The organism is Nonomuraea soli (assembly GCF_013761175.1).
Taxonomy (GTDB): domain Bacteria; phylum Actinomycetota; class Actinomycetes; order Streptosporangiales; family Streptosporangiaceae; genus Nonomuraea; species Nonomuraea soli.
In genome coordinates this window covers 1,219,120-1,243,066 of sequence record NZ_JACDUR010000001.1, presented here as the reverse complement: position 1 = coordinate 1,243,066, position 23,947 = coordinate 1,219,120, and the positions used below count along the sequence as shown (strand labels likewise).

The following is a 23,947-nucleotide window of genomic DNA, read 5'->3' as shown; positions in this document are numbered from 1 at the left end:
CATCACAGTTGGGGAAATGTCCTGACATGGCTGATCTGGAGCTGATGCTGCGCCTGATCGTCGCAGGCGGGCTCGGCGCGGTGATCGGCATGGAGCGCCAGTGGCGCGCCCGCATGGCGGGCATCCGCACCAACCTGCTGGTGGCCGTCGGATCGGCGCTGTTCGTCCTGCTCAGCGCCTACGGCTTCAGCAACGACGCGGGGACCGCCGACCCCACCAGGGTGGCCGCGCAGATCGTCTCGGGCATCGGCTTCCTGGGCGCGGGCGTGATCCTGCGCGAGGGCTTCAACATCCGCGGCCTGAACACCGCCGCCACCCTGTGGTGCGCGGCGGCGGTCGGATCGCTGGCGGGGGCCGGCATGTTCGTCCTGGCCACCGCGGGCACCCTGCTCATCGTCGGCGCCAACACGCTGATGCGGCCGCTGGGACGCTTCCTGGACCGCCGCCGGGCCCGCCAGCGCACCCGCTACCGCTTCGAGGTGCTGTGCCCCAAGCAGGACGAGGCGCACGTCCGCAGCCTCATCGTCGCCGCACTCACCCGCCCCGAGCTGCGCCTGCGCAGCCTGCACAGCCACGACGCGGACGTGCGCGGCCAGGTCGAGGTGCACGCCATGGTCGACAGCCTCAAGCGCGACGAGGGCCTGTTCGAGCGGGCCACGAGCCGGCTGAGCCTGGAACCGTCGGTCACCTCGGTCACCTGGACCGTCGAAGGGGATGACGATGATGAGGACGACTCGTAAAGTCGGTGCATGCGGTTAACCGAGCGCTTGGGCATCGACGTCCCCATCTTCGCCTTCAGCCACTGCCGCGACGTCGTCGCCGCCGTCACCAACGCGGGCGGCTTCGGCGTCCTGGGCGCCGTCGCCTACTCCGCCGAGCAGCTCGACACCGAGCTGTCGTGGCTCGACCGCGAGACCGGCGGCCGGCCGTACGGGGTCGACGTGCTCGTGCCGGGCAAGCTCGACGCGCGCGGCGTGCGGGTGGCCGACCTCATCCCCGAGGAGCACCGCGCCTTCCTCGACACGCTCTTCTCCAAGTACGGCATGGCGCCGCCCTCCCGCGCCACCGGCTCCCAGGCGGGCTCGGCCGCCGACGACGTCGCACGCAGGGTCACCGCGTCGGGCGCCACCGGCCTCATCGAGGTCGCGCTGAAGCACCGCATCGGCCTGATCGCCAGCGCGCTCGGCCCGCCCCCGCCCGAGATGGTGGCGCTGGCCCGAGAGGCGGACGTGCCCGTCGCCGCCCTGGTCGGCACCGTCGAGCACGCGCTGCGCCAGCGTGAGGCGGGGGCCGACATCATCGTCGCCCAGGGCACCGAGGCGGGCGGGCACACCGGCGAGATCTCCACCATGGTGCTCGTCCCTCAGGTGGTCGACGCCGTCGCCCCGATCCCGGTGCTGGCCGCCGGCGGCATCGCGTCGGGCCGCCAGATGGCCGCGGCGATCGCCCTGGGCGCCCAGGGCGTGTGGTGCGGGTCGGTCTGGCTGACCACCGAGGAGGCCGAGACCCCGCAGGCGGTCAAGCGCAAGTTCCTGGCCGCCTCCTCGCTCGACACCGTGCGTTCCCGCTCGCGCACCGGCAAGCCCGCCCGCCAGCTCAGCTCCGCCTGGACCAGGGAGTGGGACGGCGAGAACAGCCCGGGACCGCTCGGCATGCCGCTGCAGATGCTCCTGGCCGAAGGGGCGATGGCCACGATCGGCCCGGCCGCCGAGCGGGGCGAGCCGGGCGCGGTGGAGCTGGCCAACTACTTCGTCGGCCAGGTCGTCGGCCAGCTCGATCAGGTCAAGCCCGCCAAGCAGGTCGTCTACGAGATGATCAGCGAGTATGCCGAGGCGGTCGAGCGCCTGGCGCCCTAGACCCGGCCCCGTCGGGTAGGAAGGTGTCATGTTCGCTGCTCTCACCGGCCTGGGTCTGTCGACCGCGGCCGGTCTGAACGCCTATATCCCGCTGCTGGTCGTCGGCATCCTGGCCAACTTCACCGACGCCGTGAAGCTGCCCGACGGCTACACGTGGCTGTCGAACTGGGGCGTGCTGGCGGTCATCGCCGTCCTGCTCGCGGCCGAGTTCGTGCTCGACAAGATCCCGGCCGTCGACAGCGTCAACGACCTCATCCAGACCGCCGTACGGCCGGCGTCGGGCGGGGTGGTCTTCAGCGCCACCACGGCCGCAGCCGAGCTCGACAACTCCACCTGGATGGCGGAGAACCCGTGGATGGGCTGGCTGCTCGGCATCGTCGTGGCGCTGGCCGTCCACGCCCTGAAGACGACGGCGCGGCCGGTCGTCAACGCCGGCACCGCCGGGGTCGGCGCTCCGGTGGTCTCGACCGTCGAGGACGCGGGCTCGCTGGGCATGAGCCTGATCGCGATCTTCACCCCGGTGCTGGTGATCCTGGCGCTGATCGTGCTGGCTCTGCTGGCCTGGTGGGCGATCCGCAAGGTCAGGCGGGTCCGCCGGAGGGCTGATCGGCGATCACCCTAGCGGCGGATCCGCCGCCGGGGTCCGGCCTTCTACGGTGTTCCTCGTGAGCGCCTCGGTGGCCCCCGCCCCACGTGCTCACGGGTTCAGAGCCCGGCGGCGTCGGTGCGTCGCCGCCGGGCTCTCACACTCTCCTGACGGCCTCGCACACCACGGCCATCGCCTCCTTGGCGGCGGGCAGCATCGCACCGAGGCCGAAGAAACCGTGGAACATGCCGTCGAAGCGCACGGTGCGCGCCCTGACCCCGGCCTCACGCAGCCGGGCGCCGTAGGCCTCGCCCTCGTCGCGCAGCGGGTCGTACTGAGCGGTGAGCACCAGCGCCGGCGGCAGGTCGTGCAGGTCGGCGTTGATGGGCGAGCAGTACGGCTCCTCCCGCCTGGCCGGATCCGGCATGTAGTTGTTCCAATACCAGCGCATGGCGTCGCCGGTCAGGAAGTAGCCGTCGGCGTTCTCCCTGTGCGAGGAGGAGTCCATGGCCGCGTCGGTCGCCGGGTAGACGAGCACCTGGAAGGCGATCGGCGGGCCGCCCTCGTCGCGGGCGCGAAGACAGGTGACCGCGGCCAGGTTCCCGCCCGCGCTGTCGCCCGCCACGATCAGCCTGCCGGGATCGCCGCCCAGCTCGTCGGCGTGCTCGTGGGCCCAGCGGGTGGCCGCGTAGGCGTCGTCGACCGCCGCGGGATACGGGTCCTCCGGCGCGAGCCGGTAGTCGACCGAGACGACGATCACGCCCGCGTCCGCGCACAGCGCGCGGCAGACGTTGTCGTGGGTGTCGAGGGTGCACAGCGAGAAGCCGCCACCGTGGAAGTACATCAGGATGGGCAGCCCTAGCTGCGGGCCCGGCCAGTAGACACGAACCGGGATCTCGCCGGCCTTGCGGTCCTCGACCGCGTGGACCGGCTGCGGCGCGGCCTCGAGCGGCGGGATCTGGGCGATCACCTGCCGGGCTTCGACCGCGTCGTGCACGTTGACGCCGACCCTGGGAAAGAGCTCCGTCATGGCGTCGATGACGGCGCGTGTGGTGGGTTCCACCGTCATGCGTCGAATCTGGCACATAGATCAACGTTCAACAAGACTTTGCCCGGACCCCGGGTCCGAGACGGCGACTATGCTCGAAGCAGGTTCCCCTTCTGGGAGGTGTCTCCGATCGAGCTCGGGCTTACGCTTCTGGCTATCTTCCTGCTGCTGTTCCTCGTGTTGGGCGGCCTTGCCGTCTTCTTCATGGTCAAGCTGGGCAGGAAGGCCGCCGTCAAGGCGCGTGACACCGCCACCCGGCTCTCGGCCCATGTCAACGCCATGGGCACCGGCGAGGCCGCCGAGGTCGAGCGCCTGCGTCTCGACCTGCGCCGCGAGGTGGGGCTGACCCGTCAGGGCATCGAGCAGGCCCAGCGCCAGGGCTGGGGGCTGGGCGAGCTGCCCGAGGTGTTCGCCGAGCTGACCCGACAGGCCGACATCCAGGACACCCAGCTGGGCATGTACGCCGCGCAGCGCCGTACCTCCCCCTACGTCGACCACGTCACGCTGGAGCGGCTGCGCGAGCACCAGGCGAAGCTGACGGCCATCTGCGCCCGCATCCGCGCCGACCTCATGAGCGCCCAGATGCACCACGCCACCAGCGGCATCGACGAGCTGGGCACCCGCACCGACCTGGAGCTGGAGGCGCGTCGCCGCACGGTCGACCCGCTCGACGAGATCGACGAGCTCTACCGCCGCGCCATGCAGGACAAGCACGACCCGCCGGTCAGCTGACCCACTCCCGGTAGATGTAGTCCTCGTAGGCCTCGCGCCCCCGCGTGCGCAGGATCGCCGCCGCGGCCTGGGCCCTGGCTGTGTCGGGCAGCTGCCCGGCCAGCAGGATCGGCAGCGCCAGGCGCCGGGCCAGCAGCTCGTTGGCGGAGGTCCAGTGCGGCCTGCGCACCACCGCGACGTTGACCCTCAGCCCGTGCTCGTTGCCCGGCGGCACGCCCGGCCGGTCGATCTCGATCGCCGAGAACCGGAAGCCGTGGTTGAGGTTGCACGGCCCGCAGCCCACCGGTCCCCTGGTCAGCCGCTCGCCGCAGTCGGGGCAGCGCAGCCGGTCGTAGGCGGCGTCCACGACCCGCCATTCGTGCCGGTCGGGCTCGTCGGCGACCATGCGGGCCAGCTCCACCTCGTCGGCGTCGTCCCAGTCGGCGACGAAGGCCCGCCAGCCCTGCTCGACCACTTCGTCGACCTGGGCCGCGCAGACCCCGCATTCGGGCGCGCCGGCGGGCGCGAAATGCCCGCAGTCGGCGCACCTGTCCATGCCTTCGACAATAACGACTTGCGCAACCGCATTTTCGCAGGCCATACTCATGCCCGTTGATCGCTGCGACGCGAAAGGAGGATGAGACCGTGATGACGCCTGTCCGCGTGCCTTCCACGCTCCTCATTCCTCCCACCGGGCGGACGCCGCTCTGACCTGCGCGCCGGTGGGGCACCACTCTCGTTCAGGAGAAACCCACCGTGCCGAAGCACACGCAGTACCGTTCCCGTGGCAAGAAGGCTCTCGACGCCGACGACGTCGAGTGGCTGGAGGCCAACCCCGTCGACTACGACCTTCCGCCCACGGGTGACCGCTGGTCCACCTGGGACCAGTCCACGCCCACCGAGCGCGGGCCCAAGCCGTACCCTGCCTGGCTCGTCACCGAGCTGGCCGCGGTCGACACCGAGCTCGGCATCCTCAAGACCGGCAAGGAAGCCGACGTCCACCTGATCTCACGCGGCGTGCCCGGCACCGACCGGGTGTGCCTGCTGGCCGCCAAGCGCTACCGCGACTCCGAGCACCGGCTCTTCCACCGCGACGCGGGCTACCTGGAAGGCCGCACGGTCAAGGAGAGCCGCATGAACCGCGCCATGGCCAAGCGCACCTCGTTCGGCATGAAGCTCATCGCGGGGCAGTGGGCGCAGGCCGAGTTCGACGCGCTGTGCCGGCTGCACTCACTCGGGCTGCCGGTGCCGTACCCGGTGCAGATCGTCGGCACCGAGATCCTGCAGGAGTTCATCGGCACCGCCGACGGCTTCGCCGCCCCCCGGCTCGCCACCGTCTCCGACGGCCTGGAGTCACTGTGGGAGCAGCTGGTCGAGGCGATGGTACGGCTCGCGCACGAGGGCCTGGCCCACGGCGACCTGTCGGCCTACAACCTGCTCGTCCAGGACGGGCGGCTGGTCGTCATCGACCTGCCGCAGATCGTGGACGTCATCTCCCACCCGAGCGGGCCCGAGTTCCTCGAGCGCGACGCGCGCAACGTGGCCACCTGGTTCGCCTCCAAGGGCGTCACCGCGGCCGATCCCGACGCGCTGGCGGCGCTGCTGCTGCGCGAGGCCAGGCTCAGCTTGTGAGCAACCGGCTCAGCTTGTGAGCAACGGGCTCGGCTTGTGAGCAACGGGCTCGGCCCGCAGGCGAATCGCCGCCCGCTCCCGCGATGAGTTTCCGGCGGGCGGCGAGTCTGCATCGTCATGAGTGACACCAAACTCGGCAGCGTCCTGCTGTCCAGCACCGATCCGGCGCGGCTTCGCGCCTGGTACACCGAGGCGTTCCAGCCCGCGCGCGACACCGACGTCGACCACTACGGCGTGCTGGGTTTCGCGGGCTTCCACCTGTTCATCGACAGCCGGAACGACATCGGCGACAAGAACCCCGAGCCGGGGCGCGTCATCCTCAACTTCGAGGTCGACGACGCCCGCGCCACGGTCGAGCGCCTGAACACGCTGGGCGTCACCTGGCTGGCCGAGCTGGAGGACCGCGACGGCAGCCTCTTCGCCACCGCCATCGACCCCGACGGCAACTACGTGCAGCTCATCCAGCTCAGCGAGGAACACCGGGCGCAGATGTAGCGCCGCGCTCCTTCCTCATGCGTCCGGCCCGTTCACCACCGGCCCGTTCACCACCGGCCCGTTCACCACCGGCCCTTCACCGCCGGCCCTTCACCGCCGGGCCGGACGCCACCTCGGCCACCAGCTCGGCACCTGGGCCCGGTACGCGTCGTAGTCGCCGCCGAACCTGGCCCGCAAGGTCGGCTCCTCGTAGAACCGCACGAACAGGTAGACGGGAACCGCGACCACGGCGGCGTAGACCACCAATGACCCCTGACCGAGCAGAGCGGCCTGCCCGAGAATGATCGCGAAGACGGCGACATACATCGGGTTGCGTACATACCGATAGAAACCACCGACGACCAGCTTCTCCGGCGCGGCCACCGGAGCAGGCGTCCCCAGCCCCTCCACGACGAACCTGACGAACGCCCCCGCCAGCACCGGCAGCCCGGCGAGGATCAGGAGCACGCCGACGACCCGCAACGGGAGCATCGCCCACGACGGAAGCGGGCTGAGCATCCGCCAGCCGGTGATCCACCAGGGCACGAGGGCGGCCACCGTACCGGGGGCCAGCAAGAAGAAGACGGTGGAGCCGGTGACCGCGTGGGCTCTTCGCACAGAAATTCACTCTACGATGAGTTACCGGCGCCGGGAAGAGTCTTCCAGTCCTGGGCGAGCAATCCGAGCACGACCTCGTCGAGGAACTCCCCCATCACCCACGCCGACGAGCGCAGCACACCCTCACGCACGAACCCGTTGCGCTCCGCCGAACGCAACATCGCGGCGTTGTCGGCCAGCGTCTCGATCTGCAACCGCTGCAATCCGCGCACGACGAAGCCGTAATGGCACAACACCGCGACCGCGTCGGCGCCGTACCCCTTGCCGCGAGCCGACGGCAGCAGGCCGAGCCCGAGGTGCGCGTTGCGGTTGTGGGTGTCGATGCCCCAGAACGTCGCGGTGCCGACCAGCGTGCCGCCCTCCAGTTCGACGATCGAGAACTGGACGAGCCCCTGCTGGGTGTCGTCGACCACGAGCCGGGGATCCTTGGACCCCGGCGTGATCGGCCGCCACGGGCGACTCTCGGAGCGTGAGGAGTTGACCGGGTCGTCGTAGAGCTCGGTCAGCAGGATGGGGATGTCGGCCTCGTACCGGGCGCGCAGCCCGACCTTGTCGCCTCGCAACATCCGACCTTCCTATCGGACGGGCGGTTCGTCGGCAAACCACACGGATTCCTTCCTGCAAGAGATCCGCCCCGTTGCTGTCAACGAGGTACGCGCCACCGCGCCCACGCTCGCCGTCAACGAGCGCGTCATCGTTCCGGAGGGCCCGTCCGCCCGGTGGTCCTGGCCGATAACCTGATCATTCGCGACCCCGCCCGAGCGGGCGTCAGTTCGCCGCGAGGATCTTCAGAAGCAGGGTCCGGAGCGTCGCGCGCTCCTCAGGATCGAGCGGTCGCAGCAGGGAGTCGTCCACGGCCCCGGCATCCGACACGAGCCGCCGCAACGCCGCCTCACCGGCCGGGGTCAGACTCACGTGGACCCGTCGCCGGTCGGCCGGGTCCCGGGTGCGCTCGACGAAGCCGGCCTCCGACAGCTCGTCCACGACCTTGACCATGTCGCTGCGGTCGATGCCCAGCCGCGCGGCCAGGTCACCCTGCACGTGCGGACCGAAGTCGGCCAGGGCGGCCAGCACGGCCATGTGCCACAACCGCAACCCCTCGGCCGCCAGGTGGACGGCCACGCGGGCGCGGGCGGACTTGCCCGCCCTGGACAGCAGGTAGGCGCTGAGCGCCAGCAGCGTCGGCGGAGCATCGATCATGCCCTTATTGTAGGGTCACACCAACGATTGGTGTTAGCCCACGATTGGAGAGACATGGATGCCCTGCACCCCCGGCTGCTGGTGAACGACTTCCCGGCAGCGTTCGCCTTCTACGACGCGGTGCTCCCGCGCATCGCCGGAGCCGTACGGGCTCACGGATCGGCCGAGGGCCCCTACGCCCATTGGGATGTGGAAGGCGAGGGCGTGCTGTCGCTGTTCGACCAGGCGGGGATGGCGGGCCTGGCCGAGACCGGCGGCGGGACCGGGCGGGACCGGGCCATGCTGGTGTGCCGGGTGGACGACGTCGACGCCGCCCACGAGGTGTGCCTGAGCCACGGCGGCACCCTGGTGGCGGCGCCGGCGGACCGGCCGGACTGGGGCCGCGGCCTGCGCACGGCCCACCTGCGCGACCCCGACGGCAACCTGCTGGAGCTGCAGTCGTACGGCACCGCCGCCTGAACGGACGGCTGCGGGGGCGTGCGGATGTCGACCCCCACGAACCTCAGCCCCACGAACCTCAGCCCCGCCCCGCGAGCGTCGCCCCACGAACCTCAGCCCACGCCGCGAGCGTCGCCCCGCGAACGGCGGCGAACGGCGCCCAGCCAAACACGCCGCGGCCCGCCACCAGCCACCACCACGGCGGCGGGTCACTGCCAGAAGCCCCAGCCCGAGCAGGACCGGGGGCGGGGTGGGGCGGGCGGGAAGGGTGGGAGCGGTGGGAGCCCCTACTTGACCCCCGCCTCCTTCATGTCGCGCAGCTCCCGCTTCAGCTCCTTGATCTCGTCCCTCAGCCGGGCCGCGACCTCGAACTGCAGGTCGGCCGCGGACTGGTGCATCTGCTCCGTCAGCGACTCGATCAGCGACTCCATCTGCGCCCTGGGCAGCTCCCCGGCGATGGCCTTGGCGTGCTGCCCGGCCTGCTTCGCGACGAAGCCCGGCACCGGCGCCTTGCCGCGGGACTGCTGGCGTCCGGATCCCATGAGCTGCTCGGTGTCGGCGTCTTCGCGCTGCAGCGAGTCGAGGATGTCGGCGATCTTCTTGCGCAGCGGCTGCGGGTCGATGCCGTTGGCCTCGTTGTAGGCCATCTGCTTGGCCCGGCGGCGGTTGGTCTCGTCGATCGCCCGCTCCATCGAGGGGGTGATCTTGTCGGCGTACATGTGGACCTGGCCGGAGACGTTTCGCGCGGCACGGCCGATGGTCTGGATGAGCGAGGTCTCCGAGCGCAGGAAGCCCTCCTTGTCGGCGTCGAGGATCGACACCAGCGACACCTCCGGCAGGTCGAGGCCCTCGCGCAGGAGGTTGATGCCCACCAGGACGTCGAACTCGCCCAGGCGCAGCTCGCGCAGGAGCTCGATGCGGCGCAGGGTGTCGACCTCGCTGTGGAGGTAGCGCACCCGGATGCCGAGCTCGAGGAGGTAGTCGGTGAGGTCTTCCGACATCTTCTTCGTCAGTGTCGTGACCAGGACCCGCTCGTCGCGGTCGGCGCGGGTGCGGATCTCGTGGACCAGGTCGTCGATCTGGCCCTTGGTGGGCTTGATGACGACCTCGGGGTCGACCAGGCCGGTCGGCCGGATGACCTGCTCGACGACCTCGCCCTTGGAGCGGCCGAGCTCGTAGGCGCCGGGGGTGGCCGACAGGTAGACGGTCTGGCCGATGCGCTCCAGGAACTCCTCCCACTTCAGCGGGCGGTTGTCGAGCGCGGAGGGCAGGCGGAAGCCGTGGTCGACGAGGGTGCGCTTGCGGGAGGCGTCGCCTTCGTACATGGCCCCGATCTGCGGCACCGTCTGGTGGGACTCGTCGAGGACCAGCAGGAAGTCTTCGGGGAAGTAGTCGAGCAGGGTGTTGGGCGCGCTGCCCGCCTCGCGGCCGTCCATGTGGCGCGAGTAGTTCTCGATGCCGGAGCAGGTGCCGATCTGGCGCATCATCTCGATGTCGTAGGTGGTGCGCATGCGCAGCCGCTGCGCCTCCAGCAGCTTGCCCTGCCGTTCGAGCTCGGCCAGGCGCTCCTCCAGCTCGACCTCGATCTGCCCCACCGCCCTGGCCATGCGCTCCTCGCCGGCGACGTAGTGGGAGGCGGGGAAGATGTAGAGCTCTTCGTCCTCGGTGATGACCTCGCCGGTCAGCGGGTGCATCGTGGAGAGCTTCTCGATCTCGTCGCCGAACATCTCGATGCGGACGGCGAGCTCTTCGTACTTGGGGATGATCTCGATCGTGTCGCCGCGCACCCGGAACGTGCCGCGCGTGAAGGACAGGTCGTTGCGGGTGTACTGCATGTCGACCAGGCGGCGCAGCAGCTGGTCGCGCTCGACCTCCATGCCGACCTTCAGCCGGGTCATGCGGTCGACGTATTCCTGCGGGGTGCCCAGGCCGTAGATGCACGACACGGAGGCGACGACGATCGTGTCGCGGCGCGTGAGCAGCGAGTTGGTCGCCGAGTGGCGCAGGCGCTCGACCTCGTCGTTGATCGAGGAGTCCTTCTCGATGTAGGTGTCGCTCTGCGGGACGTACGCCTCGGGCTGGTAGTAGTCGTAGTAGGAGACGAAATACTCCACCGCGTTGTTGGGCAGCATCTCGCGCAGCTCGTTGGCGAACTGGGCGGCGAGGGTCTTGTTCGGCTGCATCACCAGGGCCGGGCGCTGGAGGCGCTCGATCAGCCAGGCCACCGTGGCGGTCTTGCCGGTGCCGGTGGCGCCGAGCAGCACGTTGTCCTTGGCGCCCGCCAGGACGCGGCGCTCCAGCTCGGCGATGGCCGTGGGCTGGTCGCCGGACGGGGTCATCTCGGTGACGACCTCGAAGGGGGCCACCTTACGCTGCAAGTCTGTCACCGGTCGCATGGTGTCCACTGTAGGAAACCGCTCCGACATTTCTTGCATCGCTCCGAGAAGTGGGGTGCGTCCGGCGCCTAAGGAGACGGTGGAGCCTACGATCTGTGACGTGATGCGTAACTGGGCTGGCAACGTCACCTTCCGCGCCAGGGAACTCCACTCTCCTTCCACCGGGCCCTCCCTCCAGGCTCTGGTCGCCCGATCGCCGCGGCTCAGGGTCGTCGGCACCGGACACACCTTCAACGAGCTCACCGACACCACGGGCGACCTGGTGAGCCTGGCGCGCATGCCGCGGACGTTCGACCTCGACACCGACCGCCATCAGGTGCGCATCGGCGGCGAGCTGACCTATGCCGACATCTGCCCCCGGCTCGACGCCGAGGGCTGGGCGCTGGCGAACCTGGCCTCGCTCCCCCACATCTCCGTCGCCGGGGCGGTGGCCACGGGAACGCACGGGTCGGGCGAGCACAACGGCTGCCTGTCGACGTCGGTGGCCTCCGTCGAGCTGGTGACCGCTCACGGCGACGTGGTCACACTGAGCAGGGGCGACGAGGGATTCGACGGGGCGGTGGTCTCCCTGGGCGCGCTGGGCGTGGTGACGGCGCTGACGCTGGATCTGGTGCCCGCGTTCGAGCTGGGGCAGTACGTTTTCGACGACGCCCTGACGACCGACTACGCCACGCCCGGCTACAGCGTGAGCGTCTTCACCGACTGGGACGGCGCCCAGCTCTGGGTGAAGGACACCGCGCCGCCGCGCGTGTCCAGGACCGCGGCCGACGGGCCGCGGCATCCGATCGCGGGCATGCCCACCGGCAACTGCACCCAGCAGCTCGGCGTGCCCGGCCCGTGGCACGAGCGGCTGCCGCACTTCCGCGCCGAGTTCCTGCCGAGTGCCGGCGAGGAGCTGCAGTCGGAGTTCATGGTGGCGCGCGAGCACGCCGACGAGGCGCTGGCGGAGCTGGCGAAGGTGGGCGAGCGGCTGCGGCCGGTGCTGCACGTCTCGGAGATCCGCAGTGTCGCGGCCGACGGGTTGTGGCTGAGCCCGGCGTACGGCAGGGCGACGGTGGCGGTGCACTTCACCTGGCTGAAGGAGCCCGCCAGGGTGATGGAGGCGGTGAAGCTGGTCGAGAGCGTGCTGAGCCCGTTCGAGCCCCGCCCGCACTGGGGGAAGATCTTCGTCGCCCGGCCCGGGATCGATCCCCGGTTCCTGGAGCTCGCCGGGCGGTTCGACCCGGAGGGGAAATTCCGGAACGATCTGCTCGACGAGCTCCTAGGCTGACCGTTCGCCGATGCGAGGGAACGGGGTGACCGAGAAGATCACTTCCACGGGCACCTCGAAGAAGCTCGCGATCCGCAGGGCCAGGAAGAGCGACGGGCTGTATTCGCCGCGTTCGAGGTAGCCGACGGTCTGGTAGTGCACGCCCAGGGCGTCGGCCAGCTGGCGACGGCTGATGCCCCGCTCCGCGCGGAGCAGGGCAATGCGGTTGTACACGGTCTCGGTCACGAAATATCAGCCAACTCGTTGCATCGCACGCTCACGCCGGGCCTGCATCACCGAACCCGACTCCCGGCGCGCCATCCTACGCAGAACGCCGGGCGCGATCAGGAAACCCGCCGCGGCCCAGAGCGCCAGTACCAGCACGCACCATTCGACCCGCCACGCACCGGTCAGCTCGGCCGCCGCGAATCCCGGCGGCAGCACGGCGGCCCTGGCGCCGTGTCCCAGCCAGTACGGCGGGAAGACCTGGGCCACGACCTGCAGCCAGCCGGGCATCGAGGTGATCGGGTAGAAGATCCCGGAGATGGCGGCCAGTCCCGCCAGGCCCAGCATCGAGAACCCGGCCCCGGTCTGCGGGTTGCTCGCGAACGAGCCGATGACGGCCCCCCAGGGCAGGGTGGCCAGCAGCCCGAGCATCAGGATCCCGAACAGGCCCAGCCATCCGGGCACGCCCACCGCGTCGAGCGCGGACACCATGAACAACGACGGCAGCAGGACCAGCATCGACCCGGTCAGCGAGCTCAGCGAGATCAGCACCACCTTGGCGATCACGTAGCCGACCATCCCGTGCGGCACCGACTTGGCGCGCAGCAGGGTGCCGTCCTCTCGCTCGACGGCCAGCCCGCCGACCATGCCCATCAGCCCGTTGAAGGCGATGCCCAGGGTGACCAGGCTGGGCAGTGTGAGCGCGGCCAGGGAGACCCCGGCGATGGTGGCGTCGCGCTGGAAGTAGATGACCACCAGGAAGGATCCGGCCCAGAAGAGCGTGAAGAAGATCTCCTGAGGCTCGCGGAAGGCGTGTTTCGTCTCCGTCAGCCCGCGGCGCAGGCCCAGCCGTACGGCGTGCCAGATCATCGCCGCACCTCCTTCAGCACCATCGCCATGTAGGTGTCCTCGAGCGTGGCCCGCCGGATCTCCAGGTCCTGGACGGCGTCGCCGTGCTGGGCGAACAGTCCCCGCACGAACGCCGTCACGTCGTCGGTCGCGTGCACGAAGTGCTCGCCGTCGACGCTCCACCGCACCTGCGCGTCCCTGGCCACCTTGCGGGCGAGCGCGTCGGGGCTGCCGTCGGCGACGATGCCGCCCTCGTCGAGGATCAGGATGCGGTCGGCCAGCTTCTCCGCCTCGTCGAGGTCGTGCGTGGTCATCAGGATGGTGGTCTCCTCCAGGTCGGACAGCCGGTGGAGCAGGTCGTGGAAGTCGCGCCGCGCGTGCGGGTCGAAGCCGGCGGTGGGCTCGTCGAGGAAGAGCAGCTCGGGGCGGCCGACGATGCCGATGGCGACGTCGAGGCGCCGGCGTTCCCCGCCGGAGAGCTTCGACAGGCGCCGGCCCGCGTGCTCGGCGAGCCCGACGGCGGCGAGCAGCTCGTCGAGGTCGAAGGGGGTGCGGTAGGGCGTGTAGAACGCGCGCAGGTGGGCCAGCAGCTCGCCGACCTTCCATCGGCCGTGGTCGCGCCACGACTGCAGCACCACTCCCAGGCGGGCACGCCAGGCCTCGTCGCCGCGCGCCGGGTCGACGCCGAGCACCGTGACCTGGCCGCCGGAGCGCATGCGGAAACCTTCGAGGATCTCGATGGTGGTCGTCTTGCCCGCCCCGTTCGGTCCCAGCAGCACGATCACCTCGCCCCGCCGTACCGTGAAATCGACGCCTTTGAGCACTTCGACAGGGCCGTAGCTCATCCGCAGGTCGTGGACGCGGATGACGTCCGTTGCCAAATCGTGCACTGCGTCTTCTAACGAAGGCATAGCACTCATGCTCCGTTTGTAGCACACCTACTACAAATGGCAAGAGGTGTGCGACATCGCTTGCAAGCGGTTAGCAAGTCGGGATAGATACGGTCGGAATCACGGGGATTTGCGAAGAGAGGTGCAATGTCACGACCCAGGGAGGCCCTGCTGCAGGCAGGGCAGGGTATAGCGCAAGCCGTGGTCCAGGGCGGGAACGTACGGCAGGCGGTCGGTCAGGCCATGGACCAGGCGGTCGGCCAGGTCATGGGCCCCGGCGGGCAGCCGGGCCAGCAGGGCCAGCAGGGGGCGTTCGCCCTCAACCCGCGCGACTTCGCCGCGGCCAGGGACGGCAGCGTCTCGATCGGCACCGTCATCGAGGCGCGCAGCGTCTCCATCAACGAGGCCGGCGAGGTGCTCGCCCGCAGCTTCACCGACCAGGCCGGCAACCACGTGATCTCGCCCGTGGTGATCCCGAAGGCGGGAACGGCCAAGCTGATCATCCCGATGATCGTCCTGGTGGGCCTGGGACTGATCGGGCTGCTCGGCGGCTTCATCGAGATCGCGGCGGTGCTGTTCGGCATCCACTACTGGATCGTGCTGGTGCTCGCGCTGGCCTTCCTGTGGTGGAGGCGCAGCGTGGTCATGGTGCCCGACGGCTCGCACGCGCTGATCACCAAGTTCGGCAAGCTCGTGCAGGTCGCGCCGCCGGGCCGGGTGACGCTGTTCAACCCGTGGAAGCGGGTCAGCTACATCGTCAACACCACGCGCGAGTATCCGTTCAACGCCCCCATCCGCGAGGCTCCGACCCAGCAGGGCGTCAAGGCGAGCGTCGACCTGTTCCTGCAGTTCCGCATCGAGAACCCGGCCGAGTTCATCTTCGTGCTCGGCAGCGTGAGCGGGTTCTCCTCCAAGCTGCAGAACGCCATCAGCGAGGTCACCCGCAGCCTCATCTACGCGCAGCGTGCCGAGGACATCTACGACCTGGTGGGCGAGAGCACCCAGGGCATGCTCGAGTCGCTCAACCAGCAGTTCCTGCCCGCCGTACGGCTCACGGACGTGAACATCACGCACGCCGAGCCGTCCAGCCAGGAGTACCGCATGGACCTGGCCGCCCCCGAGATGGTCAGGGTGGCCAAGGAGGCCTACACCTACGAGTACGAGCTGGTGCTGCGCAAGGAGCAGAACGAGGGCGACCTGATCAAGGAGCTGGCCGGGCTGCAGGAGACGCTCAGCGCCATCCAGGCCGAGATCGCCGCCTACCAGGCCCGCATGGACACGGCCCTGGAGCGCGCGACGCACCAGGCCAAGGCCCAGGCCCAGCAGCGGCTGGTGGAGGCCGAGACCACGGCCAAGGCCAACGCGGCGCTCCTGGAGGCCCAGGCGCTCGACATCCGCGCGCTCAGCGCCGCCGAGGCGCCGCAGATCCTCGACTACCGCTTCCAGCAGGACCTGATGAACAAGCTGGAGGGCGTGGCCGCGCGCCTGCCGCAGGTGGTCCAGGTCGGCGACGACACCGACATCGACTTCCTTGCGCTGGCCAAGCAGCTCGTGGGCAGCAAGGACACCGCCCTGTTCTCCGACGAGGACATGGCCGCCATCCGTGGCCGCCTCTCCGAAATTGCCCAGCGCATCTCGGAACGCCAGCAGGAGATCTCTTCGTTGCTCAAGACGGAGACACCCGAGGTCAGGGAGCCTGAGATCGACAGCGAGACGACCGTGGAGCGCGCCCTTCCGGGTGGTGAGGTCCGATGAGCCGTGAATTCTCCAAGATCAAGGAATCTCTGGCCTCCTGGTCGGAGATCCGCCAGTTGCTGCGCGGCGGCGAGCAGGGCCAGCTGGTCCCTGTCGTCATCCCCAAGGACCGGCGCGGCTTCGCGTGGATCTCGCTGATCTTCCTGGCGCTGTACGCGATCGGCACGCTCAACCCGTTCGGCATCGCGATCGGGCTGCTCCTGATGCTCGTCGCCCTGGTCTGGATGTGGCGCAGGGCCATCATCGAGATCGAGGAGGGCACCACCGGCGTGCGCAGCCGGTGGGGCGCGATCACCGGCGTGCTGCCGCCCGGGCGGCACTACCTGTGGCTGCCGTGGGACCGGGTGGACGCGGTCGTCGACACGTCGACCGAGATCCCCTACTCCGCGCCGATCGTGGCCTGCCCGACCGCGGAGAACGTCCCGCTGAAGTCGATCGAGTTCTTCCTGAAGTTCAGGATCGTCGACCCGGTCGCGTTCGTCCGCACCATCGGCGCGGGCAACTTCGACCTGGTGCTCTCCAGCGCCGTCCAGGACGCGATCCGCCAGCGCGGCCGCAGGGTCAACACCGAACGCGCCTACGACCTGCGCGGCAGCGACGTGGGCGACATGCAGGACGCGCTCAACCGCCAGCTGGGCCGCTACGGCGTGCGCGTCACGGGGGCCAACATCCCCGACGTGCAGCTGCCCGACCAGTACCAGCAGCACCTGGCCACGCGCGAGAAGGTCGCCAAGGAGCTGTCGGCCTACGAGCGTGAGTGGGAGCTGACCCGCAAGCGCCGCATCGACACCCTGTCGATGGAGATCGAGCGGGCCAAGAAGACCCGCGACGCCCGCATCGTCGAGGTCAAGGCCTCCTTGAACAAGGCGAAGAAGGACGTCGCGCGCATGCTGGAGGAGCACGAGACCGAGGCTCAGCGCGTGCGCTGGGAGATCGAGGCCCGCGGCCGTGCCGAACTGACCGCTGCGGAGAACGAGGCCAAGGCGCTGCGCCGGCTGGCCGAGTCCTACCGCGACAACCGCGCGGTCCTGCAGTACGAACTGGCTCGCCGGCGACTCGACGTCGGCGCGAAGCTCGCGGAGAGCGCCCCTCAGCCGCTGGTCGTCCGCACGCGTGGCAACGGAGACGACTCCGCCCTGTCCACGCTCCTGCTCGCCCAGCTCCTCCCGAGAATCGCCGCAAACGGGAAAGAACCCCACTAGGAGAGAACCCCATGGTGTTTCGCAAGCTGATGGCCGCCTTCGGGGCGGGCGTCGAAGTCGACACGGTCCTGAGCGGCACCAGCGTCCGCCCGGGTGAGCTGCTGCGCGGAGTGGTCAACTTCCGCGGCGGCAGCTCCGACTACAAGGTCGAGGGCATCTTCATCGACCTGACCGCCGTCGTCGAGGTGGAAAGCGGCGACAACGAGTACAAGTCGACCTACAGCTTCCTGCGCCAGCAGGTGGCCGGATCGTTCCAGCTGGCCGCGGGGGCGGCGCACAGCCAGCCGTTCGAGATCCCGATGCCGTGGGAGACCCCGATCAGCGCGATCGGCGGCCACCCGCTGCACGGCATGCGCCTGGGCGTGCAGACCGAGCTGGCCCTGGCGGGCGCGCTCGACAAGGGCGACCTCGACCCGCTGTTCGTCAACCCGCTGCCCGTGCAGGAGTACGTCATCGCGGCGCTCGACCGGATGGGCTTCCACTTCAAGAAGGCCGACCTTGAGCGCGGCACGCTGTACGGCTCGACGATGCCGTTCTTCCAGGAGATCGAGTACTACGCGGGCGGCGACTGGCGGCGCTACTTCAACGAGCTGGAGCTGACCTTCATCGCCGGTCCCGCGCAGATGGACGTCATCCTGGAGGCCGACAAGCGCGGCGGTTTCCTGAGCTCGGGCCACGACGCGTACAACCGCTTCACCGTCCGCTACACCGACCCGCCCGCCACCGCCGACCAGGCCCTCCAGCGGGGCCTGGAGGCGATGGCGCGGCACCGCGGCTGGTTCTAGCCCCAGGGGTACGGCAGGCGGCCGCTCAGGCCGCGCGGGGAGGGGCAGGGGTCGCTCACGACATGCCGGGCGGCGTCGAGCAGGAGCTCACGCCGCTCGGGATCGTCGGGTGTCATCCGCCGGGCCTGCCCGCGGCGCGGACCAGCGCGGCCAGGTTTCCCAGCCGCTCGTCCTGGGCGAAGCGCACCGTGTGGCTCTTGCCCTCGTCGTCCTCCACGGTGATCTCGGTGAGCAGCTGGTCGGCGTGTCCCGGCCCGCCCACGACGGCCGGGAGGTCGAAGAAGCCGCGTGCCGCCTCGCGCACCCTGATGGCGTCGTCGAGGGGCATGGCGGCGGTGTCGGCGGTGGTGGTGAGCACCAGGCCGCCGAATCCGCCTCCCTGCACTACCGTCACCTTCACGGCAGCAGGCCCACCTGCTGCCAGGCGCTCCGCACGGCCTTCTGCTCGTCGGAGTCCGCCTGGTACAACTCCCCCGCCACCGCCACGGTCGCCTCCACCACGTCGTCGAACTGCGACACCGGTCCCAGCCGTTCCGTCAGTGTGACATACCAGATCCTTCCCGCCCGCTCCCAGGCGTATCCGCCCAGGGCGGTCGCGGCCAGGTAGAAGGCGTGGTTGGGGATGCCCGAGTTGAGGTGCACGCCGCCGTGGTCGTTGCGCGGGTCGCCGTCGTCGGGCAGGTCGAGGTAGTCGCGCATGTGCGCGGGCTGGCGGTCGTGCGGGTGGGCGCTGCCCGGCTGCTTCATCGAGCGCAGGGCCTCACCGGCGATCGCCGGGCCGAAGCAGCCCTTGCCGATCAGCCAGTCGGCCTGGTCGGCCGTCTGGCCCAGGGCGTACTGCGTGGCCAGCGCCCCCATGACGTCGGAGAACGACTCGTTGAGCGCGCCTGGCTGCTTGCTGTAGACGAGCCCGGCGGTGAAGTCGGTGACCCCGTGGGTGAGCTCGTGCGCCACCACGTCGAGCAGCTTCGGGAAACAACCGCGCAGGAAGACCTCGCCGTCGCCGTCGCCGTAGATCATCTGGAAGCCGTTCCAGTAGGCGTTGTTGTGGTCGGTCTCGAAGTGCACGGACGAGACGAGCTCCATGCCCCGGTCGTCCATGCTGTCGCGGTCGAAGATCTCCTTGTAGAAGGCGTAGGTACGGCCGGCGTTGTCGAAGGCGTCGTTGACCGCCTCGTCGGTGGTGGCCGGGTCGTGCTCGCCGCGCACCTTGACCCCCGGCAGGCTGCCGAACGAGCCGTGCCCGGCGTCGTAGATGGTGCGCAGCAGGCCGGGCGCCTCCTCGTCGAGGGTGAGGCGGAGGTTGAGGCTGCGCTGGGCGGCCGCCAGCAGCGTGCGCTGGGTGCGGATGACGCTCGCCTGCTCCAGCTGGCGGGCGTCGACGCCGAGGTCGAGCAGCAGGTCCGGCGGGACGATCGAGCAGAGCATGGGTTCCCTCCCTGGGTCGGCTGACAGCTGGTGGATCCACGATCTCCGCTTTTGATGCGGCGCGCCGGTGCTTGTCCGAAGCCGGAAAGGTGATTATCCGGTGACCAGGACCGCGGTGACCGTGACCGCGACGGCCAGGACGAGCCCCGAGGCCATGAACCGCCCCAGCGGCACGCTCACGCCGTACCGCCGGCAGCTCTCCAGCCACAGCAGCGTCGTCGTCGAGGCCCAGGGGGTGATCACCGCCCCTGCGTTGACCGCGGCCAGCAGGACGGCCAGCTGCTCGGGCCGCCCGACCGGGACGGCGAGCTGCACGGCCAGGTAGGCGGGCAGGCCGTTGACGGCGTTGGCCAGCACCAGCCCGGTGGCGGCGGTGCGCGCCCGGTCGTCGCCGACGAGCGCCGCCATGAGGTCGGCCAGGCCGTACGCCGCCAGGGCCGGGACGATCAGGGTCAGGCCGGCGACCAGGCCGAGCAGCCGCCACGGGATCAGCGACCACGACAGCGCCGAGCGGTCGCGCACGACGAAGACCACGACGACGATCGCGGCGGCGGACAGGGCGGCCAGCCAGGCCTCGGCCCCGGCGACGATCGCGGCGGCGAACAGCAGACAGGCCACGGCGGAGGCGGTCAGGGTGACCCGGTCGGCGACCCGCTCGGGCGGCCGGGGCTCGTAGCGGCGCTCGCCGCGCCTGGCCAGCCGCCAGAACATCACCCACAGCAGGACCAGCGTGACGGCCAGGACGGCCGCCTGCGGCACGAGCATGAGCCGCGCGAACTCGGCGGCCGACAGGTGGATCTTGTCGGTGGCGAGCAGGTTCGTCAGGTTGGAGACCGGCAGCAGCAGGCTGGCCGCAGCCGACAGCCAGAGGGTCGTCATGGCCAGGGGCAGCGGCGAGATGCCCGACCTGGCCGCCAGGGCCAGCAGGACGGGGGTGAGCAGGACCGCCGTCGTGTCGAGGTTGAGGAAGATCGTGACCACCGTGGCGAACCCCGCGCTCGCCGCGAACAGCAGCGCGTAGTTGCCCCGGCCCAGGACCGCCAGGCGGGCCGCGACCGCGTCGAAGACCTGCGCCCTGGCGCTGAGCGCGGCCAGCACCATCAGGCCGGTCAGGAAACCCAGCAGCGGGACGACCTCGTCCAGGCTCTCGACCACGTCCTCGACGGGTAACAGGCCCACGAGGACGAGCAGTACGCCCAGCACCGGCAGCCCCACGGCCACCCCGTCGAGAAAGCTCAGCCGCCACCGCACAGCGGCATGCTCTCACGCCCGCGCGCGTGCGGTCAGCCGTCTTCGCTGCTGAGGCCGCCGCCGCGAGTTACCTCACGCCCGTGCCCGTGCGGTCAGCCGCTCCCAGAGCTCGGAGACCTGTCGTTCGAGCTCCTCGAGGGAGCCCTCGTTGGAGATCACCACGTCGGCCACCGCGAGCCGCTCCTCGCGCGTCGCCTGGGCGGCGATGCGCGCCCGCGCCTCCTCCCCCGCCATGCCGCGATGCTCGGCCAGGCGGGCGATGCGGGTGGCCTCCGAGGCGTCGACCACGACGACCACCTCGTACAGCGGCGCCAGCTTGTTCTCCGTCAGCAGCGGCACGTCGTAGACGACGATCGCGTCATCGGCCGCCTGGCTCTGCAGCAGGCCCACCCGCTCGCCGACGAGCGGGTGGACGATGCCGTTGAGCGTGGCCAGGCGCTCGGGGTCGGCGAAGACGATCGAGCCGAGCTTCTCGCGGTTGAGCGAGCCGTCGGGGTGCAGCACCTCGGTGCCGAAGGACGCCACCACGCGGGCCAGGCCCGGGGTGCCGGGCTCGACCACCTCGCGGGCGATCTTGTCGGCGTCGATGACGACCGCGCCCCGCTCGGCCAGCCGCCTGGCGACCTCGCTCTTACCCGACCCGATTCCTCCGGTGAGACCTACTTTCAGCACAGAGGCAAGCCTATAGGCGAACCCTCACCGCGCCGGTGAAGGTGCCGCCGCCACCCCTCGGGAAAGCGCTTGCCAACCAGGTTGAACCTTCTCAACGGCTCCCGCGTATCCCCGCATAACGGACGGGCTCATCTCGGAGGTCGCGTTGGACCTGGCACAGGCACACAGCCGTTCCCACTTCTCGCTGGTGCGCGAGGCACCGGGGCAGCAGGCGCCGGTGGATTTCTGCATCCCGTGCAACCCGTACTTCCCCACACCCGAGATCTTCGACACGCTGGGCGGCAACCTGGAGGCGATCCTCAAGTACTACCCGAGCGACTCCGAGACCATCGCCGCCGAGCTCAGCGCCACCCTCGGGCTCAACCCCCGCACCGTGGTCATGGGCAACGGCTCCACCGAGCTCATCACCTGGATCGACCACCTGCTCGTGCGCGAATCGCTGGCCATCCCCATCCCGACCTTCGGCCGCTGGACCGACCAGCCCCTGGAGACCGGCAAGCGGGTCGACATGTACCCCCTGCTGGAGAGCCGCAACTTCACCCTCGACGTCGACGACTACGTGCGGTTCATCCGCTCACGCGGCTCGCGGGTGGCCGTGATCTGCAACCCCAACAACCCCGACGGCGGCTATCTGCCCAGGCACGAGGTGGTGCGGCTGCTCGACCGGCTCATCGACCTCGACCTGGTCATCGTCGACGAGTCGTTCGGCGACTTCGTCGACGCCGAGCCGTACCCGGGGCTGGCCGGAGAGGCCGCGGTGCGGCCCAACGTGATCGTCCTGCGCAGCCTCGGCAAGAACTTCGGCCTGCACGGCATCCGCTTCGGCTACCTGATCGCCAACCCCGCCCTGGCCGGGCGCATCCGCGGCGCGCTGCCCAAGTGGAACCTCAACTCCTTCGCCGAGGTCGTCGTCTTCATGCTCAAGGAGCACCTGGCGGACTACCGCGACAGCCTGCGCCGCCTGGCGCAGGACCGGCACATCATGCTCCAGCAGCTCGGAGCCATGCCGGGGCTGACGGTCTTCGCCTCCCAGGGCAACTTCCTGCTGGTCAAGCTGCCCGACGGCCACGACGGGGTGCAGCTGCGCGACCACCTGCTCGAACGGCACAACGTGCACGTGCGCGAGTGCGGCAACAAGCTCGGGACCACCAGCCAGTTCCTGCGCCTGGTCGTACGGCCCAGCCCCGACGTGCGGCGGCTGCTGCTCGGCATGACCCACTACCTGTACGCCGGGACCCCGCTGGAGACGCCGGTCATCGGCCTCCACCATCGCCGGGTCGCACTCGCCTCAGGTGGACCAGCGTGAGGTGGTCGTCCATACGCTCGCGGTGCGTCTCGCGGTAACCGAGCTTCCGGTAGAGCCTCAGGTTGCCCTCGGACAGGTGGCCGGTGAACAGGTCGAACGCCTCGGCGTCCGGGCACCGCTCGTGCAGGTGGCCCAGCAGCGCCGTCGCGATGCCGCGCCGCTGCGCGTCGGGCGCCACCACCAGGCGTCCGACCAGGCAGGTCGTGCCCGCCATCCGGGCGCGGACCGCACCCACGACGCGCGTGCCGTCGCGCGCGGTGAACACGATGCCGGTCTCGATGGACTTGCGGACCTGCTCGAGCGACTCGACCAGGGGCGGGATGAACGGGTCGCCGTACAGCTGGGCCTCGCTGACGTAGGCGGCCCTGGTGAGGGTGAGGATCTCGCCGGCGTCGCCCGGCAGGGCCTGTTCGATCCGCGTCATGTGCGCCACGCGGCCACCCTACTCATCATCCGGCCCGCTCACCCACCGGCGGGAAGCCGCCCGAGTCCCACGTCCTGGAGCCGGTGCAGCGCGTTGGCCAGGTCCGTGTTCATCGTCTGCAACGCCGGCGGGATCTGCAGCTGCCGCTCCTTGATGATCATTTGCAGCTCCTCCGATCGCGCCAGCGCGGCGCTCAGGTACCCGCGCACGGTCACCAGGGCTCCCAGCGGCGGATGGGCGAAGCATCCCACCATCAGGGACTCGACGTCACGCAGCGCCTTCAGGGTGTCGGACCACAGCACGCTGAAGGCGCCCCACAACGCGTCAGCGGTCGTGTACGGCACCAGCTCCGACAGGGGGACGAACGCGTCCAGGCCGCGTTGTACGGCCTCCCGGGTGTCGCGCTGGGCGGCTTCCAGGTGAGAGACGTCGCCGGGGTCGAAGACGTAGGAGCTGCCCGCCCCCGAGGTCATCGCCAGCTCCAGCCTGACGAGCGCGGCCAGCGAGCGGTCGAGGTTGATCAGGCGGTTGCGGATCTCGGTGACCTGCTCGTAGGAGCGCGGGTCCTTGGCGAGCGCGTCGTAGTTCTCGGTCGCCTTCCTCACCTCGGCGGCGATGTGCAGCCGCGCCTCCCGGAGCTCGGGGAACGCCTGGCGGGCGTTCAGCCGTCTGGCGAACTCCTCGGCCAGCTCCTCAGCGAGCTCGGACCGTTCGCCCTGGTGAACCATCGCCCGCGCGTCATCGATCCCCCGGCGGGAGAAGGCGCGGCCGAAGCAGAAGCCGGTGAAGGCCAGCATCGAGCCGGCGACGAAGGACTCGTCAGCTTTGTAGATCTTGTAGATGTCGCCCGAGCCGAGGGCGATCACTCCTCCCAGCACGATCAGGCCGAACAACGCCCAGCCGAGCTGGGCGCGGGTCATGCGGCGGAACCAGCCGGGCGACTTCACCAGCG

General features: G+C 70.2%; 27 protein-coding genes. 12 read left to right on the top strand and 15 right to left on the bottom strand.

From position 1 onward, the window contains the following. The first annotated feature begins 26 nt into the window (after window positions 1-26). The 3 genes from HNR30_RS05890 to HNR30_RS05880 are packed head-to-tail and all read left to right on the top strand — an operon-like array spanning window position 27 to window position 2,478. Complete coding sequence (locus HNR30_RS05890; RefSeq protein WP_181608589.1) at window positions 27-740, top strand: MgtC/SapB family protein; 714 nt, start codon at window positions 27-29, stop codon at window positions 738-740. A gap of 9 nt (window positions 741-749) precedes the next feature. Next, entirely contained in the window at window positions 750-1,856 is a 1,107-nt protein-coding gene (locus HNR30_RS05885) for an NAD(P)H-dependent flavin oxidoreductase (protein ID WP_181608588.1), read from the top strand. A gap of 28 nt (window positions 1,857-1,884) precedes the next feature. Then, the gene (locus HNR30_RS05880; protein ID WP_181608587.1) at window positions 1,885-2,478 is read left to right on the top strand and encodes a DUF4126 domain-containing protein; all 594 of its coding nucleotides are present in this window, start codon (window positions 1,885-1,887) and stop codon (window positions 2,476-2,478) included. Between the two features lie 121 nt (window positions 2,479-2,599). Here HNR30_RS05880 and lipP1 read toward each other — a convergent pair whose 3' ends face one another. Further along, window positions 2,600-3,511, bottom strand: a complete 912-nt coding sequence (gene lipP1, locus HNR30_RS05875) for a LipP1 family hormone-sensitive lipase (protein ID WP_181608586.1) — start codon at window positions 3,509-3,511, stop codon at window positions 2,600-2,602. 99 nt (window positions 3,512-3,610) lie between these two features. Here lipP1 and HNR30_RS05870 point away from each other — a divergent pair, with 99 nt between their 5' ends. Further along, window positions 3,611-4,222, top strand: a complete 612-nt coding sequence (locus HNR30_RS05870) for a hypothetical protein (protein ID WP_312894253.1) — start codon at window positions 3,611-3,613, stop codon at window positions 4,220-4,222. Here the strand turns inward: HNR30_RS05870 and HNR30_RS05865 are convergent. Next, a complete protein-coding gene (locus HNR30_RS05865; RefSeq protein WP_181608585.1) occupies window positions 4,215-4,757 on the bottom strand; it encodes a hypothetical protein in 543 nt (180 codons plus the stop codon). The two genes, HNR30_RS05870 and HNR30_RS05865, sit on opposite strands and share 8 nt — an antisense overlap. Before the next feature lie 200 nt (window positions 4,758-4,957). Between HNR30_RS05865 and HNR30_RS49935 the strand changes: the two genes are divergently transcribed. Then, complete coding sequence (locus HNR30_RS49935; protein WP_181608584.1) at window positions 4,958-5,833, top strand: serine protein kinase RIO; 876 nt, start codon at window positions 4,958-4,960, stop codon at window positions 5,831-5,833. Window positions 5,834-5,950: 117 nt separating this feature from the next. Further along, window positions 5,951-6,328, top strand: a complete 378-nt coding sequence (locus HNR30_RS05855; protein WP_181608583.1) for a VOC family protein — start codon at window positions 5,951-5,953, stop codon at window positions 6,326-6,328. A 90-nt stretch (window positions 6,329-6,418) separates the two neighbouring features. On the opposite strand, the gene HNR30_RS05850 is transcribed toward HNR30_RS05855, so the two are convergent. From HNR30_RS05850 to HNR30_RS05840, 3 genes are all read right to left on the bottom strand, one after another. Then, window positions 6,419-6,925, bottom strand: coding sequence for a methyltransferase family protein (locus HNR30_RS05850; RefSeq protein WP_181608582.1), 507 nt, complete (start codon window positions 6,923-6,925; stop codon window positions 6,419-6,421). 11 nt (window positions 6,926-6,936) lie between these two features. After that, entirely contained in the window at window positions 6,937-7,491 is a 555-nt protein-coding gene (locus HNR30_RS05845) for a GNAT family N-acetyltransferase (protein ID WP_181608581.1), read from the bottom strand. Between the two features lie 202 nt (window positions 7,492-7,693). Continuing rightward, window positions 7,694-8,125 carry a MarR family winged helix-turn-helix transcriptional regulator gene (locus tag HNR30_RS05840; protein WP_181608580.1) on the bottom strand — a complete coding sequence of 144 codons (432 nt, stop codon included), beginning with the start codon at window positions 8,123-8,125 and terminating at the stop codon, window positions 7,694-7,696. Window positions 8,126-8,179: 54 nt separating this feature from the next. On the opposite strand from HNR30_RS05840, the gene HNR30_RS05835 reads away from it, so the two are divergent. Then, window positions 8,180-8,584 (top strand): VOC family protein, encoded by a 405-nt coding sequence (locus HNR30_RS05835; RefSeq protein WP_181608579.1) that lies wholly within the window; start codon window positions 8,180-8,182, stop codon window positions 8,582-8,584. Between the two features lie 266 nt (window positions 8,585-8,850). Here HNR30_RS05835 and uvrB read toward each other — a convergent pair whose 3' ends face one another. After that, entirely contained in the window at window positions 8,851-10,959 is a 2,109-nt protein-coding gene (uvrB, locus tag HNR30_RS05830; RefSeq protein ID WP_181608578.1) for an excinuclease ABC subunit UvrB, read from the bottom strand. Between the two features lie 103 nt (window positions 10,960-11,062). Between uvrB and HNR30_RS05825 the strand changes: the two genes are divergently transcribed. Then, window positions 11,063-12,229, top strand: coding sequence for an FAD-binding protein (locus HNR30_RS05825; RefSeq protein ID WP_181608577.1), 1,167 nt, complete (start codon window positions 11,063-11,065; stop codon window positions 12,227-12,229). Here the strand turns inward: HNR30_RS05825 and HNR30_RS05820 are convergent. The 3 genes from HNR30_RS05820 to HNR30_RS05810 are packed head-to-tail and all read right to left on the bottom strand — an operon-like array spanning window position 12,221 to window position 14,127. Further along, window positions 12,221-12,454 (bottom strand): helix-turn-helix transcriptional regulator, encoded by a 234-nt coding sequence (locus tag HNR30_RS05820; protein WP_181608576.1) that lies wholly within the window; start codon window positions 12,452-12,454, stop codon window positions 12,221-12,223. The genes HNR30_RS05825 and HNR30_RS05820 overlap by 9 nt on opposite strands. Before the next feature lie 6 nt (window positions 12,455-12,460). Next, on the bottom strand, window positions 12,461-13,303 hold the full coding sequence (locus HNR30_RS05815) for an ABC transporter permease (RefSeq protein ID WP_181608575.1): 843 nt from the start codon (window positions 13,301-13,303) through the stop codon (window positions 12,461-12,463). Beyond that, the gene (locus HNR30_RS05810) at window positions 13,300-14,127 is read right to left on the bottom strand and encodes an ABC transporter ATP-binding protein (RefSeq protein WP_246377756.1); all 828 of its coding nucleotides are present in this window, start codon (window positions 14,125-14,127) and stop codon (window positions 13,300-13,302) included. Before HNR30_RS05810 ends, HNR30_RS05815 begins: the two co-directional genes overlap by 4 nt. A gap of 192 nt (window positions 14,128-14,319) precedes the next feature. Between HNR30_RS05810 and HNR30_RS05805 the strand changes: the two genes are divergently transcribed. The 3 genes from HNR30_RS05805 to HNR30_RS05795 are packed head-to-tail and all read left to right on the top strand — an operon-like array spanning window position 14,320 to window position 17,914. Further along, window positions 14,320-15,927 carry an SPFH domain-containing protein gene (locus tag HNR30_RS05805; RefSeq protein WP_181608573.1) on the top strand — a complete coding sequence of 536 codons (1,608 nt, stop codon included), beginning with the start codon at window positions 14,320-14,322 and terminating at the stop codon, window positions 15,925-15,927. After that, complete coding sequence (locus tag HNR30_RS05800) at window positions 15,924-17,129, top strand: SPFH domain-containing protein (RefSeq protein WP_181608572.1); 1,206 nt, start codon at window positions 15,924-15,926, stop codon at window positions 17,127-17,129. Before HNR30_RS05805 ends, HNR30_RS05800 begins: the two co-directional genes overlap by 4 nt. Before the next feature lie 11 nt (window positions 17,130-17,140). After that, complete coding sequence (locus tag HNR30_RS05795) at window positions 17,141-17,914, top strand: sporulation protein (RefSeq protein ID WP_181608571.1); 774 nt, start codon at window positions 17,141-17,143, stop codon at window positions 17,912-17,914. A gap of 112 nt (window positions 17,915-18,026) precedes the next feature. On the opposite strand, the gene HNR30_RS05790 is transcribed toward HNR30_RS05795, so the two are convergent. The 4 genes from HNR30_RS05790 to coaE all read right to left on the bottom strand — a co-directional run bounded on the left by HNR30_RS05790 (window position 18,027) and on the right by coaE (window position 21,265). After that, on the bottom strand, window positions 18,027-18,314 hold the full coding sequence (locus tag HNR30_RS05790; RefSeq protein WP_181608570.1) for a protealysin inhibitor emfourin: 288 nt from the start codon (window positions 18,312-18,314) through the stop codon (window positions 18,027-18,029). Continuing rightward, complete coding sequence (locus HNR30_RS05785; protein WP_181608569.1) at window positions 18,311-19,342, bottom strand: M4 family metallopeptidase; 1,032 nt, start codon at window positions 19,340-19,342, stop codon at window positions 18,311-18,313. The genes HNR30_RS05790 and HNR30_RS05785 overlap by 4 nt, the downstream gene beginning before the upstream one ends. Before the next feature lie 93 nt (window positions 19,343-19,435). Next, a complete protein-coding gene (locus HNR30_RS05780) occupies window positions 19,436-20,593 on the bottom strand; it encodes an SLC13 family permease (protein WP_312894252.1) in 1,158 nt (385 codons plus the stop codon). Between the two features lie 72 nt (window positions 20,594-20,665). Continuing rightward, the gene (gene coaE, locus HNR30_RS05775) at window positions 20,666-21,265 is read right to left on the bottom strand and encodes a dephospho-CoA kinase (RefSeq protein ID WP_181608568.1); all 600 of its coding nucleotides are present in this window, start codon (window positions 21,263-21,265) and stop codon (window positions 20,666-20,668) included. A gap of 145 nt (window positions 21,266-21,410) precedes the next feature. On the opposite strand from coaE, the gene HNR30_RS05770 reads away from it, so the two are divergent. After that, window positions 21,411-22,571: a pyridoxal phosphate-dependent aminotransferase gene (locus HNR30_RS05770; protein ID WP_220133177.1), complete on the top strand. Its 1,161-nt coding sequence runs from the start codon at window positions 21,411-21,413 to the stop codon at window positions 22,569-22,571. Here HNR30_RS05770 and HNR30_RS05765 read toward each other — a convergent pair. Further along, entirely contained in the window at window positions 22,519-22,995 is a 477-nt protein-coding gene (locus HNR30_RS05765; RefSeq protein WP_181608567.1) for a GNAT family N-acetyltransferase, read from the bottom strand. The two genes, HNR30_RS05770 and HNR30_RS05765, sit on opposite strands and share 53 nt — an antisense overlap. A gap of 38 nt (window positions 22,996-23,033) precedes the next feature. After that, a complete protein-coding gene (locus HNR30_RS05760) occupies window positions 23,034-23,942 on the bottom strand; it encodes a hypothetical protein (RefSeq protein ID WP_181608566.1) in 909 nt (302 codons plus the stop codon). Window positions 23,943-23,947: the final 5 nt, after the last annotated feature.

Coding starts and splice junctions, on each gene's coding strand:
- HNR30_RS05890 (WP_181608589.1), top strand. CDS start 27: ATGGCTGATCTGGAGCTGATGCTGCGCCTGATCGTCGCAGGCGGGCTC.
- HNR30_RS05885 (WP_181608588.1), top strand. CDS start 750: ATGCGGTTAACCGAGCGCTTGGGCATCGACGTCCCCATCTTCGCCTTC.
- HNR30_RS05880 (WP_181608587.1), top strand. CDS start 1,885: ATGTTCGCTGCTCTCACCGGCCTGGGTCTGTCGACCGCGGCCGGTCTG.
- lipP1 (WP_181608586.1), bottom strand. CDS start 3,511: ATGACGGTGGAACCCACCACACGCGCCGTCATCGACGCCATGACGGAG.
- HNR30_RS05865 (WP_181608585.1), bottom strand. CDS start 4,757: ATGGACAGGTGCGCCGACTGCGGGCATTTCGCGCCCGCCGGCGCGCCC.
- HNR30_RS05855 (WP_181608583.1), top strand. CDS start 5,951: ATGAGTGACACCAAACTCGGCAGCGTCCTGCTGTCCAGCACCGATCCG.
- HNR30_RS05845 (WP_181608581.1), bottom strand. CDS start 7,491: ATGTTGCGAGGCGACAAGGTCGGGCTGCGCGCCCGGTACGAGGCCGAC.
- HNR30_RS05840 (WP_181608580.1), bottom strand. CDS start 8,125: ATGATCGATGCTCCGCCGACGCTGCTGGCGCTCAGCGCCTACCTGCTG.
- HNR30_RS05835 (WP_181608579.1), top strand. CDS start 8,180: ATGGATGCCCTGCACCCCCGGCTGCTGGTGAACGACTTCCCGGCAGCG.
- uvrB (WP_181608578.1), bottom strand. CDS start 10,959: ATGCGACCGGTGACAGACTTGCAGCGTAAGGTGGCCCCCTTCGAGGTC.
- HNR30_RS05825 (WP_181608577.1), top strand. CDS start 11,063: ATGCGTAACTGGGCTGGCAACGTCACCTTCCGCGCCAGGGAACTCCAC.
- HNR30_RS05815 (WP_181608575.1), bottom strand. CDS start 13,303: ATGATCTGGCACGCCGTACGGCTGGGCCTGCGCCGCGGGCTGACGGAG.
- HNR30_RS05810 (WP_246377756.1), bottom strand. CDS start 14,127: ATGAGCTACGGCCCTGTCGAAGTGCTCAAAGGCGTCGATTTCACGGTA.
- HNR30_RS05805 (WP_181608573.1), top strand. CDS start 14,320: ATGTCACGACCCAGGGAGGCCCTGCTGCAGGCAGGGCAGGGTATAGCG.
- HNR30_RS05800 (WP_181608572.1), top strand. CDS start 15,924: ATGAGCCGTGAATTCTCCAAGATCAAGGAATCTCTGGCCTCCTGGTCG.
- HNR30_RS05795 (WP_181608571.1), top strand. CDS start 17,141: ATGGTGTTTCGCAAGCTGATGGCCGCCTTCGGGGCGGGCGTCGAAGTC.
- HNR30_RS05785 (WP_181608569.1), bottom strand. CDS start 19,342: ATGCTCTGCTCGATCGTCCCGCCGGACCTGCTGCTCGACCTCGGCGTC.
- HNR30_RS05765 (WP_181608567.1), bottom strand. CDS start 22,995: ATGACGCGGATCGAACAGGCCCTGCCGGGCGACGCCGGCGAGATCCTC.